Origin of the sequence: Pseudonocardia terrae (assembly GCF_021343995.1) — a bacterium.
Lineage (GTDB): Bacteria > Actinomycetota > Actinomycetes > Mycobacteriales > Pseudonocardiaceae > Pseudonocardia > Pseudonocardia terrae.
Map to the genome: position 1 here is coordinate 180,263 of NZ_JAJTTE010000003.1, position 13,150 is coordinate 193,412.

Sequence of the window (13,150 nt, forward strand, 5' to 3'; positions counted from 1 at the left end):
CGGGAGGGGCCCGCCGCCGGAGGAGAGCTTGCCGGACCGCGGTCTACCAGTCGGCCTCGGTGTAGCGGACGACGCCGCGCAGGTTCTTCCCGTCGCGCATGTCCTGGTAGCCCTGGTTGATCTCCTCCAGGGAGTAGGTGCGGGTGACGAGCTCGTCGAGCTTGAGCCGGCCCGCGCGGTACTCGTCGAGCAGCTTCGGGATCTGCGTGCGCGGGCTGATCCCGCCGAAGATCGCGCCCTGGATCCGCTTCTGCAGCAGGGCCAGCTCGAACAGCCCGACCTTGGCGTCGATCTGCTGCATGTCCGCGATCGCCGTGACGACGACCTGGCCGCCCTTCGCGGTGAGGTCGAGCGCGGGCTGGATCATGTCGCCCTCCAGCTCGCCGACGGTCAGCGCCACGGTGTCGGCCATCGCGCCCCAGCTCAGGTCGCGCAGCGGCTCGAGCGCCTCCTCCATCGAGGAGAAGGTGTGGGTGGCGCCGAACTCCTGGGCCCACTCGCGCTTGTAGGCCACCGGGTCCACGGCGACGACCATCCGGGCCCCCGCCGCGGCCGCACCCTGCACCGCGTTGATCCCGACGCCGCCGACGCCGACGACGACCACGACGTCGCCGGCCTTGGTGCCCCCGATCGAGGCGGTGGAGCCCCAGCCGGTGGAGACGCCGCAGCCGAGCAGGGCCGCGGTGGCCAGGTCGACGTCCTTCTCGATCTTGATCACGGACGACTGGTTGACGCAGACGTACGGGGCGAACGTCCCGAGCAGGCACATCGGCGAGACCGGGTTGCCGGACGCGGTGATCCGGAAGGTGTCGTCGGCGATGGCCTTGCCGGTCAGCAGGTTCGCGCCCTGGTCGCAGAGGTTCTGCATGCCCCTGGAGCACGGCCGGCAGACGCCGCAGGCGGGGATGAAGCCGAGGACGACGTGGTCGCCCTCCGCGAGCCCGACGACGCCCGGGCCCACCTTGGTCACCACGCCGGCGCCCTCGTGCCCGCCCAGGACGGGGTACACGGCCACGGTGTTCGCCCCGGTCCGGACGTGCTCGTCGGAGTGGCAGAGGCCGGTGGCGGCCAGCCGGACCTGCACCTCCCCGGCGACCGGGTCCCCGATCTCGATCTCCTCGACCTTCCAGTCGGTGTTCGGCTCGTACAGCAGGGCACCCTTGGTCTTCACGCTTCCTCCGACGGTGGGGGTCTGGCGACGGCGCGAGTCTCACATGACGACGACGTCACTCTCAAGGGTCTGCTGATCGATCGTTCAGCCCCGGACGGCGGCCCCGGGGCGCGTCGGATCGGTCACACCGGTTCGCCCGCAACGCCCGGCGCGCCCTTACCGTCCCGCTTGCGCCGTCCGCGCACTCCCCGCACTCCGCACACTCCCCGCTCTCCCCGCCGCAGCCTCCGCACCGTCGCCGACCGCTGCCCGGCGACGACCCGTGAAGGCCGCCCGTGTCCCGTCCCGCCCCGTCCGGCGCCGCTGTGCCCGGCTCCGTCCGGTCCGCGTTCGCGCGACCCGCCGTCCTGCGCACCGAGGTGCTGTCCGGCCTGGTGGTCGCGCTCGCCCTGATCCCCGAGGCGATCGCCTTCTCGATCATCGCGGGGTCGACCCGCGGGTCGGGCTCTTCGCCTCGTTCACGATGGCCGTGACGATCTCGCTGGTCGGCGGCCGCCCGGCGATGATCTCCGCCGCGACGGGCGCGGTGGCGCTCGTGGTGGCCCCGCTGGTCCGCGAGCACGGGCTGTCGTACCTGGTCGCCTGCGTGATCCTGGCCGGGGTCCTCCAGGTCGTGTTCGGGCTGCTGGGCGTGGCCAGGCTGATGCGGTTCCTGCCGCACAGCGTGATGGTCGGCTTCGTCAACACGCTCGCGATCCTCATCGCGGCCGCGCAGTTCCCACAGGTCTCGGGCGTGCCGTGGGCGGTCTACCCGCTACTGGGGGCGGGCCTGGTGATCATGGTGCTGCTGCCCCGGCTGACCCGGGCGGTGCCCGCGCCGCTCGTCGCGATCGTGGTGCTCACGGCCGTCACGGTGGGGGCGGGGATCGCCGTGCCGACTTTCGGGGACCAGGGGGCGCTGCAGTCGACGCTGCCCGTGCCGGGCCTGCCCGACGTGCCGCCGACCTGGGAGACGCTGCGCATTGTCGCGCCCTACGCGGTCGGGATGGCGCTGGTCGGCCTGCTCGAGTCGCTGATGACCACGCGCCTGGTCGACGAGATCACCGACACCCGCTCCGACGCCCGCCGGGAGTCCCGGGGCCAGGGCGTGGCCAACGTCGTCACCGGGATCTTCGGCGGCATGGGCGGCTGCGCGATGATCGGCCAGACGATGATCAACGTCCGGGCCGGCGCCCGCACCCGGCTGTCGACCTTCCTCGCCGGGGTTTTCCTGCTGGTGCTGTGCGTGGTGCTCGGGCCGGTCGTCGCGTGGATCCCGATGGCCGCGCTCGCCGGCGTCATGCTCATGGTGGCGGTGGGCACCTTCCGCTTCGCCTACGCCGAGGACCCGGCCGGCGTGACGATCGACCTTTCCGACGCGCACGTCTGGGACGCCTCGACGGTGGCCGTGCTCGACGCCGTCACGCAGAAGTACGCAGCTCGTGGGACCGAGGTGACGATCACCGGGATGGACGCCGACAGCGCGCGTCGGCACGAGGCCCTGGCGGGACGCCTCGGCGCCGCCGCGTGAGTCCCGGGGCCTGAGCCCCACGGCCTGGGCGCAGAGCCCGGGTCACAGGGCGCCGGTGACCGCCAGCAGGCCCAGGCTCGACGCGGCCACGGCGGCCCACAGCAGGCCGCCGAGCAGCAGCGGGCGGAACCCGGCGGCGCGCATGTCCGCGAACCGGAGGGTGAGCCCGATGCCGGCCAGCGCCGTCGTCAGGAGGAAGGTGCCGAGCAGGGCGAGGGCGTCGTGCCAGCCCGCGGGCACGAGCCCGAGGCTCTGCGCGCCGGCCGCCAGCAGGAACCCCACCAGGAACAGCGGCACGACCTTCCGCCACGGCACCCGGCGAGCCTCCCCGGCCCGACGGCCGCGCAGCAGGGCCAGCACGAGGACGACCGGCACGATCATGAGGGTCCTCGTCAGCTTGACCACGACGCCCTCCTGCGCGGCCTGCGGTCCGTAGGAGACGGCGGCCGCCACCACGGACGACGTGTCGTTGATCGCCGTGCCGGCCCAGAGCCCGAACGCGGTCTGGTCCATCGCGAGCGCGTGCCCCACCACCGGGAAGAGCAGCACGGCGGCCACGTTGAAGGTCACGATCGTGCCGACGGCGTAGGCCAGGTCGGTCCGCCGGGGCTCGATCACGGAGGCGACGGCCGCGATCGCCGAGGCGCCGCAGATCCCCGTCCCGACCGAGACCAGGGTCCGGGTGTCGCCGGCGACGCCGAGCATCCGGCCGAGCAGCCAGCCGCCGGCCAACGCCACCGCGAGCGTGCCGAGCATGACCGGCAGCGAACCGACCCCGACCCGCACCACCTGCTGCAGCGAGATGCCGGTGCCGAGCACCACGATCGACGCCTGCAGCAACGGCCGGGCGGCCACGGCGAGCCCGGGCGCCAGGACGCGGCCCGGCCGGATCACCGCCCCGACCAACGCGCCCAGCAGGATCCCCAGCACCGGCCCGCCGAGCACCGGGAGCAGCCGGCCGAGGGCGGTCGCAGCGGCGGCGACCAGCAGGGCGAGCCCGAGCCCGGGGCCGATGCGGCGCACGAACCGGCCGACCCGACCGAGCCCTGCGGTAGCGGACCCGAGGAGCCCGGTGCCACGGAGGGCGGGGGTCCCACCCACGGACCAGGTGCTCATCGTCTCTCCCTTCGGGACGTCGACCAGAAATGTACGGACATTATGGGTCGACGGCAAGAGCCGGGGCCGAAAGGGGATCGCAAGGTGATCCACCCAGCGTGACCTAGTTCACGGTGCAACACTCCTGCGCACCACGCCGTCGGACCGGGAGAGGCCCTCATGGCCACGATGGATTCACGCAACGCCACCGCGGAACGTGTCGCGGGGGTGAACGCCCGACTGGACCGGCTCCCGGCCTTCGGGCTCTCACCAGTCGTGTTCGTCGTCGTCGGGGCGTCGTACTTCTTCACCTTCTACGACATCACCGCGATCGGGGTCACGCTGCCGGTGCTGCAGGATCGCTTCCAGCTCACCGGTGCGGACCTCGCGCTGCCGGTGACGACGAACCTCTTCGCCTACATCGTCGGCGCGTACGTGCTGTCCAGCCTCGCCGACTACATCGGACGGCGACGGGCCCTCGCGATCTCGGTCGTCCTGCTGGCCATCGGGGCGATCCTCACCGCGGTGTCCTGGAACCTGTCCAGCCTCGCGATCTTCCGCGCGGTCACCGGGCTGGGGATGGGCGCCGAGATCGCGCTCGCCGCCACGATCATGACCGAGCTGTCGCCTCCGCGCCTGCGCGGGCGCGGGGTGGCCCTCAACGTCTTCTGGGGCGGGGTCGGGCTGGCGGCCGCGCCGTGGATCGGGCTCGCCCTGATCTCCTGGCTGCCGCCGGACATCGGCTGGCGCGTGGTGTTCGCCCTCGGTGCGCTGGCGATCATCGTGCTGATCTTCCTCAACGACCGCTGGGTGCCCGAGTCGCCGCGCTGGCTCGTGCTGCACGGCCGGCCCGACCGGGCGGACGCGCTGCTGGACCGCATGGAGGCGCACCTGCGGGCCCGCGGGCACACGCTGACCACACCGAAACCCGCCGAGGCCGAGGCGGACCTCTCCACCTTCCCGACCTGGGAGCTGCTCCGCCCGCCCTACCTCAGCCGGGTCATCGTCGTCTTCCTGTTCTGGTTCTTCAGCTACATGGCCGCCTACGCCTACCTGGCCTACCTGCCCACGCTGCTCAAGGAGATGGGCGTCTCGGAGAGCCTGCTCTACAGCGCCATCGGCGACCTCGGGTTCGTCGTCGGCGGGCTGGGGTCGGTGCTGGTCATCGACCGCTGGAACCGCAAGCACTCCGCGGCCGCGGCCGGCGTCGTCGGCATGATCGGCATCGGCCTGATCGCGGTCAGCCACGGGCCGGGGCTGCTGATCGCCGGCGCGTTCCTGGCCGGCATCTGGATCATGGCGCCGGCCCTGGGCTACGCCTACACGTCGGAGGTCTTCCCGACGCGCGCCCGCGCCTCCGGCATGTCCATCGGCGACGGCCTCGGACACCTCGGCGGGGCGGTGCAGCCGTACATCGTGGTCGCCGGGCTGGCGGCGTTCGGCGCGCGCGGCACGTTCGGGCTGATGATCGCCATGATCGCGATCGCCGCCGCCATCATCCTCTTCGGCGGCATCCGGACGGCGGGGGACTCGCTGACGCACCTGGCCCGGTAGTGCGGTCGTTGACCGGCGCGCGAGGCGCAGGGCAGAGTCGGGGCCCGTGAAGATCGACGCGCGGTTGCGGGACGGCCTCGAGCACGTGGCGGAGGACGCCCGCACCGCCGAGGAGCTCGGCTTCGACGGCGCCTGGAACAGCGAGAACAAGGCCGACGCGTTCCTGCCGATCGCGGTCGGCGCCGAGCACACCACGCGGCTGGAGCTGGGCTCGTCCGTCGCGATCGCCTTCGCGCGGACCCCGATGACCGTCGCGTACCAGGCCGTGGACCTGCAGCGCTTCTCCCGCGGCCGGTTCGTGCTCGGCCTCGGCAGCCAGATCCGCCCGCACGTCCAGCGCCGGTTCTCGATGCCGTGGTCGAGGCCGGCGGCGCGGATGAAGGACTTCGTGGTGGCGCTGCGGGCGATCTGGCACGCCTGGGACACCGGCGAGCGGCTGCACCACCGCAGCGAGTTCTACGACCACACGTTGATGACGCCGAACTTCGTGCCGCCCGAGAACCCGTACGGGCCGCCCACGGTGTTCCTCGCCGCCGTCGGACCGCACATGCTGCGAACCACCGCGGAGGTGGCGGACGGGCTGTTCACGCACCCCTTCCTCACCGAGCGGTACCTGCGCGAGGTGATCCTCCCCGAGGTCGAGGCGCACCGGGGGGAGGGGCTGGCACCGCTGGAGATCGCGCTGTCGGCGTTCGTCGCGCTCGACGACGCCGACGTCGAGGCCGTCCGCCGGCAGATCTCGTTCTACGGCTCCACGCCCGCCTACCGCCCCGTGCTGGAGCTGCACGGCTGGGGCGACCTCCAGACCGACCTCAACACGCTCTCGAAGCGCGGCCGGTGGGACGAGATGGTCCCGCTCGTCACCGACGAGATCCTGGAAGCCATGTGCTCGATCGGCACCGAGCAGGAGGTCGCCGCCGACCTGCGCCGCCGATACGGCTCCCTCGCCCACCGGGTCCGCTTCAACCGTCCCGGCGACACCTCGGGCCCCGCCCGGTTCGCCGGCCTGGTGGAGGCCCTGCGCGCTGCGTGAGCGGCAGCGCTCACGTCTCCCGGTGAGCGGTGGCGGCGTCGAGGCGCAGGGCGGCGTCGGCAGCGAGCTCGAACAGGGCGGCGCGGACCTCGGCCGCGGTGGTCCAGCCCCGGTGCTCCCAGTCCTCGCCCGCGAGGGAGTCGCCGGCGAAGAGCAGGTGGGCGAGGCGGATCCCGCGGTACCGGGCCACCGCGATGAGCGCCGACGCCTCCATGTCGACCACCGCGCAGCCCTCGGCCGTCCGCCGCGCGATCCTGCCGCGGGTCTCGCGGAACAGTCCGTCCGTGGTCCAGGCGCGGGCCGTGACGTAGGGGATGTCAGCGGCGTCGAGCGTGCCGCAGAGGGCGGCGACGCCGGCGGGATCGGCCTCCACGACCCGCCCGGCGGGCAGGTAGTGGAAGGAGGTGCCCTCGTCGCGCAGGGCGCTGTCGACCACGACCGCGTGCCCGACGGTCAGCTCCGGCACCAGCGAGCCCGCCCCGCCGACCGCCACCACCGCCCGCACACCGAGCGCGATGAGCTCCTCGAGGAAGATCGCCGACAGCGGCGCCCCGACACCCGGCTGGACGACCGCCAGCCGCCGCCCCTCCCGCTCGATCTCGTGCACCGGCCACGGGCCGAGCTCCGACGTCAGGTGGACCGTCCGCACGGCGGGCACCGCGGCCACCACCTCGGGGAAGAAGCAGAGCACCGCGGCCTCCGGCAGCCGCACCCGGCGGGGCACGACGCGGTGCGGCTCGAGCACCCCCGCATCGGTCAGGTCGTCCTCGCACAACGGCAGCGGATCCACGGGCCGATCATGCCGCGCGGCGCTACCGTTTCCGGGAGTGGGCACGGAATGTTGCACGCTCAACAATCGTTGGACGGGGCACCACCGACGGAAGGGGAGTCCGATGCCGCAGCCCGAGGGAGCCGAGCTCGAGGCCATCCGCGCCCGGCGCGCCGATCTGCGCGGGAAGTACCTGCAGGCGCCCGCCGACCGCAGGCCCTCCACCGTGCAGGGCGTGCACCACCTCGCCCTGATCTGCAAGGACGTCGAGGAGACCATCCGCTTCTACCAGGAGCTGCTGGGCTTCCCGCTCGTCGAGCTCGTGGAGAACCGGGACTACCGGGGCTCCAGCCACTTCTTCTTCGACATCGGCCACGGCAACCTGCTGGGCTTCTTCGACTTCCCGGGCCACGACCACCCGGACTTCGGCGAGACGATCGGCGCGGTGCAGCACCTCGCGCTGTCCACCACGCCGGAGGAGTTCGAGCGGGCGAAGGCGCGCCTCGACGAGGCCGGCATCGACTACCTCGGCCCGGATCGCGGCGTCGAGAACAGCCTCTACATCCGTGACCCCAACGGCGTCGGGCTCGAGTTCTACCGCGAGGAGCTCGGCAAGTTCGAGGGGCACGAGCTGCTGAAGTGAGCGGTCGCCACTGATCCTTCCGGCCCGCCGCCGGCACCGGCCGGCGCGGGTTCCGGCCCGTCGCGCAACCTCGACCGTCCCCGCGCGTCCCACGGATGAGGGACCGCTGTGGCCCCTCGCTACCGTGGTCCGCGGCAGGAGCGGACCGGCGACTCGCCGAGCAGGGCTTGCGGAGCGAGCATCGCCTCGAGCGGAGCTTGCGGAGCGAGCATCGTCTCGAGCGGAGCGTGTGGAGCGCATCGACACCGACGGGACGGTGCAGGGACGGATGAACGGTGACCGACGCGGCCCGGCCGGGCCGCCGCCGGGCAGGGGCGCGCCGCCCCCGCGGCGCGGCGGCGGGCCGGGCTGGACCTCCCAGCCGGGGCGTCGCCCCGGGCCGCCGCCCCAGGGCCGTCCGATGCCGCCCCCGGGCGGTCGACCGCCGGGGCCGCCCCCGCGGCAGGGCCCGCCGCCGGCGCAGAACACGCGGATGATGCCGTCGGCGGCGCCCGCGCCGGAGACGTACCGGCCGCCGGACCGCACGAGGCCGCCGAAGCAGCCACCGGTCCGGAAGCCTGCGCGGTGGGGCCGGCGCATCAAGATCGTCCTCGCGCTGCTCGTCATCGCGCTGATCGGGTGGGGCGTCTACCTCGACCAGAACCTCAACCGCGTCCAGGCGCTGCCCACGGACAGCACCGCGGAGTCGTCGGGCACGAACTGGCTGATCGTCGGCTCGGACAGCCGCGCCGACCTCTCCGCCGAGGACGAGGAGCGGCTCGGCACAGGCGACGCCGCGGGCCAGCGCACCGACACGATCATGCTGCTGCACTCCGGCAGCTCGGGATCGGTGCTGGTCAGCCTGCCGCGCGACTCGTACGTACCGATCGCCGGGCACGGCACCAACAAGCTCAACGCCGCCTACGCGTTCGGCGGCCCGCAGCTGCTCATCAGCACCGTCGAGGCGGCCACCGGCCTGCACATCGACCACTACGCGGAGATCGGGTTCGGCGGGTTCGTCAACGCGGTCGACGCCGTCGGCGGGGTGAACCTCTGCGTGCCGCAGGCGATCAAGGACCCGAAGGCGGCGCTGGACATCAAGGCCGGCTGCCAGGAGCTCGACGGTCAGACGGCGCTCGGCTACGTCCGCACCCGGGCCACGGCAGGCTCGGACTTCGACCGCGTGCAGCGGCAGCGCGAGTTCCTGTCCGCGCTGATCGCGAAGGCGACGAGCCCGGCCACCCTGGTCAACCCGTTCCGCGTGATCCCGCTGGCCGACGCGATGACCAAGCTGATCACCGTCGACGAGAGCGACCACATCTGGAACGTCGGCCAGCTCGGCCTCGCGATGCGCGGGGTGACCAACGGCGGGATCGCGACGACCGCGCCGGTCGGGAGCACGCCCACGATCGGCGGGCAGTCCGTGGTCCGCTGGGACAAGACTCGGGCGAGCGCGCTGTTCGGCTCGCTGCAGAAGGACCAGACGCCGGCCCAGAGCTCGCTCGGCCCCTGACGGCCGCCTCGTGAGTGGCGCCTCGTGAGTGGTGCCTCGTGAGTGGCCACCGCCACTCACGAGGGTCAGGCGGTGCGGCGCTTGCGGGTCGTGGTCTTCTTCTCGGCCCCGTCCTCACCCTCGTCGGCCTTCTTGCGACGGGTGGTGCTCCTGCGCGTGCGGGCCGGCTTCTCCTCCGCCGGCTCCTGGGTCTCCTGCGGCTCCGCGCCGGCCTTCGTCGCGGCCTTCTTCCCGGACGAGCCGCGCGCGGCCTCGACGCTGGCCTGGAGCGCCGAGAGCAGGTCGGTCATCGAGTCGCCCTCGTCGTCGCGCTTCTGCTCGACCGGGGCGGGCTTGGTGTCGCCGTGCTCCTTCTTCGACTCGATCAGCTCGACGACGGCGTCGCGGTACTCGTCGTGGAACTCCGTGGGGTCGAAGTCCGCGCCCATGCTCTCGATCAGCGAGGCGGCCATCTGCTTCTCCTGCGGCCGCAGCTCGATGTCCTGCTCGAGGATGTCGAAGTCCGGCTCGCGCACCTCGTCCGGCCAGAGCATCGTCTGCAGCACGATCGTCTTGTCCCGCACCCGCAGCAGCGCCAGGCTCTCCCGCTGCCGCAGGGCGAACCGCACGATCGCCATCCGGTCGGTCTCGGCCAGCGCCTCGCGCAGCAGCGCGTACGGCTTCGCCGCCTTCGTCTCCGGCTCGAGGTAGTAGCTCTTGTCGAACAGCAGCGGGTCGATCTGGTCCGCCGGCACGAACTCGACCACGTCGATCTCGTGCCCGCTGGCCACCGGCAGCGAGTCGAGGTCGGACTCGTCGAGCGTGATCAGCTCGCCGTCCTCGGTCTCGTAGCCCTTCACGATGTCCGCGTACTCCACGACCTCGCCGCACACCGTGCAGGTCCGCTTGTACCGGATGCGGCCGCCGTCGGCGCCGTGCACCTGGTGGAAGCGGATGTCATGGTTGGTCGTGGCCGAGTACAGCTTGATCGGCACGCTGACCAGTCCGAAGGACACCGCGCCGCTCCACATCGCGCGCATCGAGGCCCGTCCCTTCCGCACCGGTTGCCGTCCGTGACGGCACGTCGGGTGACAGCATGACGGTGTGCAGCCCATGCTCGCCACTCCCGGACCGCTCCCCACGGGGGCGGAGTGGGTCTACGAGGTGAAGTGGGACGGCATGCGGCTGCTCGCCGAGGTCACCGACGGTGAGGTCCGCCTGGTCACGCGGGCGGGCCGGGACGTCACCGCGACCTTCCCCGAGCTGGCCGGGCTGACCGCGATCGCGCCCGACGTCGTGCTCGACGGCGAGGTCGTCCTGCTGGAGGAGGGCGTTCCCAGCTTCGCCGCGCTCACCGACCGCGTGCACCGGCCGGTGTCCCGGACCCGTGCCCTGGCCCGGCCCGTGACCTTCATGGTGTTCGACGTGCTGCGGCTCTACGGCGTCCCGTTGCTCGAACGCCCGATGCACGAGCGCCGCGCGACCCTGGAACGGCTCGACACGACATCGGTCCCGCCACTGCAGCTCTCGCCGCTCTACACGGACGGGCGCGCGCTGTTCGAGGCCACCGGGCGGCGCGGGATGGAGGGCATCCTCGCCAAGCGGCGCGAGTCCGAGTACCGGCCGGGCCGGCGCAGCCCCGCCTGGGTGAAGGTGACCCACCGGCACACCCAGACCTGCCTGATCGGCGGCTGGCGGCCCGAGCGGTCGGGGCAGGGCACCCGGATCACGGCCCTGCTGCTCGGCGTGCCCGACGGCGGGGACCTGCTCTACGCGGGCCGGGTCCCGGTCAGCCTCGCCGGGGCCGTGCTCCAGCGCGTCCTGGGCGAGCTGGTCACGGACCTGGAGACGGACGCGTCGCCCTTCCGGGGGCGCCCACCCCGGGCCGAGGCCGCCGGGGCGCACTGGTGTGAACCCGTCGTCGCGGTCGAGGTGGCCCACCACGGCTGGACGCCCGACGGGCGGCTGCGCCAGCCCGTGCTCCGCGGGATCCGCGCCGATGTCGACCCCTCCGAGGTCCGCCGGGAGGACCGGTGAGGGTCGACACGTATGGAAACCCGCGGCACGGGGGTGTTGGATGACGCCTACGGCGATGCTCGAGAAGGGGGCACCCACCGTGGACATGCACGAACCGGCGGGCCGGGGGGCACCGGCCGGACGCGACGGGCGGCGGCGGGGCCCCGCCGCCGAGCCGACCGGGGACCGCGCGCATCCGCTGCCGCCCCACTGATCACCTGCCCGCCGACGGGCGTGTCGCAGTGCGCCCGTCCCCGCTCCCTACGGTGGTGTCGATGACGACAATGCTCACCTGGCAGGCCGAAGGCCGTCCGGGACTCGAGGGCACGCGTGTGCACTTCGGACCGGATCCCGTCGGGTTCCGCGCGCTCGGCCGGATCGTCCGGCCGGACCCCGCGGGCGACTTCACGGCGTCGTACAGCCTGGTCGTCCGTGAGGACGGCACGCTCGGCCGGCTCTCGCTCAGCGCCGCGACGACCGGGTTCGAGAAGCACCTGACGATGAACCGGACCGACGACGGCTTCTGGCTGCTCGACGACGGGTCCGGCAGCGCGCGCCAGGACTTCGACGGCGCGGTCGACGTGGACCTCGCCTTCAGCCCGCTGTTCACCTCCCTGCCGGTCCGGCGGCTGGGTGTGCACCGCGAGTCCGTCGCCGTCGAGGTCCCGGTGGTCTTCGTGTCGCTGCCCGACCTCGAGGTGTCGCTGTCCACGCAGCGCTACCGGACGGTCCGGGCCGGCGAGGGGAACTCGCCGGCGGTGGTGGAGTTCTCCCGCGCGGACCTGCGGGTCGAGCTCGAGGTCGACGCGGACGGGTTCGTGCTCTCCGTGCCGGGCCTCGCCGCCCTGGTGTCGAACGAGCGGGCGGAGCCGGCCGGGCAGAGCTGACGGTCCGGCGCTACTTCCAGCCGCCGACGACGTCGCCGCGGCGGCCGAGCTCGCGCAGCTCGGCCAGGGCGTCGGGGCCGTCGAGCGAGACCTCCAGGGCCAGCGGCTCGCGGGTCGACGCCCAGCGCTGCCGGGCGAGGTACCCGGACTCGACGGTGGCCTTGAGCCCGCCGGTCGAGGCGAGCGCCCCGCGCATCGCGCCGAGCCGGCCGAGCGCCTCGTCGACCGCCGCGAGCAGCGCCGACCGGTTGCCCTCGCACATGGCCAGAGTCAGCTCGGGGCGGGTCCCGGCGACGCGGGTGCCGTCGGCGAAGGAGCCCGCCGAGAGGGCGAGGGCGAGGTCGTCGTCGGGCTCGCCGGCGCCGACCGTCGCCAGCACCGCGGCGAGCAGGTGCGGGAGGTGGGAGATCCGGGCGACCGCGAGGTCGTGCTCGTCGGCGGCCGCCGGGACCACGCGCGAGCCGCAGGCCCAGGCCAGCTCGGCCACGTCCTTCCACACCTCCAGGTCGGCGCCGTCGTCGGCGATCACCACCCAGGCGGCGCCGCGGAACAGCTCGCCGTCGCCGGCGGCCCAGCCCGACTCGGCCGTGCCGGCCATCGGGTGCCCGCCGACGTAGCGGGCGTGCGGGGCGAAGGTGGCGACGGCGTCGGCCACCGCGACCTTGACGCTCACGGCGTCGGTGAGCCGGACCGTGGGCGCGACCGCGTCGACCCGCGTCAGCACACCCTCGACCGCGGGCAGCGGCACGGCGACCACCACCAGCGCGTCGGCCTCGGTGGACCGGCGGAGGGCGGCGTCGAGGTCGGTGGTGACGTCGAAGCCGTCGGCCCGGGCCGCCTCGGCGGTGCCGTCGGACGCCGCGACGCCCCAGCACTCCCGGCCCGCCGCCCGCGCCGCGCGCAGCAGCGACCCGCCGATCAGCCCGGTCCCCACCACGCACAGCGCCCGCATGGGCGAGCAGGCTAGCCGACCCGCGGTCCCCGGATCCCCGCGCCCGGCA

13 protein-coding genes are annotated in these 13,150 nt (G+C 73.5%); 8 read left to right on the forward strand and 5 right to left on the reverse strand.

Features of this window, described 5'->3' with window-relative positions:
* Positions 1-43: 43 nt before the first annotated feature.
* Complete coding sequence (locus LWC33_RS03265; protein ID WP_233302686.1) at positions 44-1,171, reverse strand: NDMA-dependent alcohol dehydrogenase; 1,128 nt, start codon at positions 1,169-1,171, stop codon at positions 44-46.
* A gap of 275 nt (positions 1,172-1,446) precedes the next feature.
* Here LWC33_RS03265 and LWC33_RS36420 point away from each other — a divergent pair, with 275 nt between their 5' ends.
* Both LWC33_RS36420 and LWC33_RS03270 read left to right on the forward strand, forming a co-directional pair.
* The gene (locus LWC33_RS36420; protein WP_372476537.1) at positions 1,447-1,644 is read left to right on the forward strand and encodes a hypothetical protein; all 198 of its coding nucleotides are present in this window, start codon (positions 1,447-1,449) and stop codon (positions 1,642-1,644) included.
* Positions 1,635-2,681, forward strand: a complete 1,047-nt coding sequence (locus LWC33_RS03270) for a SulP family inorganic anion transporter (RefSeq protein WP_372476538.1) — start codon at positions 1,635-1,637, stop codon at positions 2,679-2,681. The genes LWC33_RS36420 and LWC33_RS03270 overlap by 10 nt, the downstream gene beginning before the upstream one ends.
* Before the next feature lie 42 nt (positions 2,682-2,723).
* On the opposite strand, the gene LWC33_RS03275 is transcribed toward LWC33_RS03270, so the two are convergent.
* A complete protein-coding gene (locus LWC33_RS03275) occupies positions 2,724-3,797 on the reverse strand; it encodes a YeiH family protein (protein WP_233302687.1) in 1,074 nt (357 codons plus the stop codon).
* 168 nt (positions 3,798-3,965) lie between these two features.
* Between LWC33_RS03275 and LWC33_RS03280 the strand changes: the two genes are divergently transcribed.
* Together LWC33_RS03280 and LWC33_RS03285 are read left to right on the forward strand one after the other, a co-directional pair.
* Complete coding sequence (locus LWC33_RS03280; protein ID WP_233302688.1) at positions 3,966-5,330, forward strand: MFS transporter; 1,365 nt, start codon at positions 3,966-3,968, stop codon at positions 5,328-5,330.
* Positions 5,331-5,376: 46 nt separating this feature from the next.
* On the forward strand, positions 5,377-6,363 hold the full coding sequence (locus LWC33_RS03285) for a TIGR03617 family F420-dependent LLM class oxidoreductase (protein ID WP_233302689.1): 987 nt from the start codon (positions 5,377-5,379) through the stop codon (positions 6,361-6,363).
* A gap of 10 nt (positions 6,364-6,373) precedes the next feature.
* Here the strand turns inward: LWC33_RS03285 and LWC33_RS03290 are convergent, their stop codons facing one another.
* On the reverse strand, positions 6,374-7,153 hold the full coding sequence (locus LWC33_RS03290; RefSeq protein ID WP_233302690.1) for a nucleoside phosphorylase: 780 nt from the start codon (positions 7,151-7,153) through the stop codon (positions 6,374-6,376).
* 103 nt (positions 7,154-7,256) lie between these two features.
* Between LWC33_RS03290 and LWC33_RS03295 the strand changes: the two genes are divergently transcribed.
* Positions 7,257-7,775, forward strand: a complete 519-nt coding sequence (locus LWC33_RS03295; protein WP_233302691.1) for a VOC family protein — start codon at positions 7,257-7,259, stop codon at positions 7,773-7,775.
* Between the two features lie 475 nt (positions 7,776-8,250).
* A complete protein-coding gene (locus LWC33_RS03300; RefSeq protein ID WP_372476541.1) occupies positions 8,251-9,267 on the forward strand; it encodes an LCP family protein in 1,017 nt (338 codons plus the stop codon).
* A gap of 65 nt (positions 9,268-9,332) precedes the next feature.
* Here the strand turns inward: LWC33_RS03300 and ku are convergent, their stop codons facing one another.
* Positions 9,333-10,286, reverse strand: a complete 954-nt coding sequence (ku, locus tag LWC33_RS03305; RefSeq protein WP_233302693.1) for a non-homologous end joining protein Ku — start codon at positions 10,284-10,286, stop codon at positions 9,333-9,335.
* A gap of 73 nt (positions 10,287-10,359) precedes the next feature.
* Here ku and ligD point away from each other — a divergent pair, with 73 nt between their 5' ends.
* Both ligD and LWC33_RS03315 read left to right on the forward strand, forming a co-directional pair.
* The gene (gene ligD, locus LWC33_RS03310; RefSeq protein ID WP_233302732.1) at positions 10,360-11,283 is read left to right on the forward strand and encodes a non-homologous end-joining DNA ligase; all 924 of its coding nucleotides are present in this window, start codon (positions 10,360-10,362) and stop codon (positions 11,281-11,283) included.
* Positions 11,284-11,537: 254 nt separating this feature from the next.
* Positions 11,538-12,149: a putative glycolipid-binding domain-containing protein gene (locus LWC33_RS03315; RefSeq protein ID WP_233302694.1), complete on the forward strand. Its 612-nt coding sequence runs from the start codon at positions 11,538-11,540 to the stop codon at positions 12,147-12,149.
* 10 nt (positions 12,150-12,159) lie between these two features.
* On the opposite strand, the gene LWC33_RS03320 is transcribed toward LWC33_RS03315, so the two are convergent.
* On the reverse strand, positions 12,160-13,101 hold the full coding sequence (locus LWC33_RS03320; RefSeq protein ID WP_233302695.1) for a prephenate dehydrogenase: 942 nt from the start codon (positions 13,099-13,101) through the stop codon (positions 12,160-12,162).
* Between the last annotated feature and the right edge of the window lie 49 nt (positions 13,102-13,150).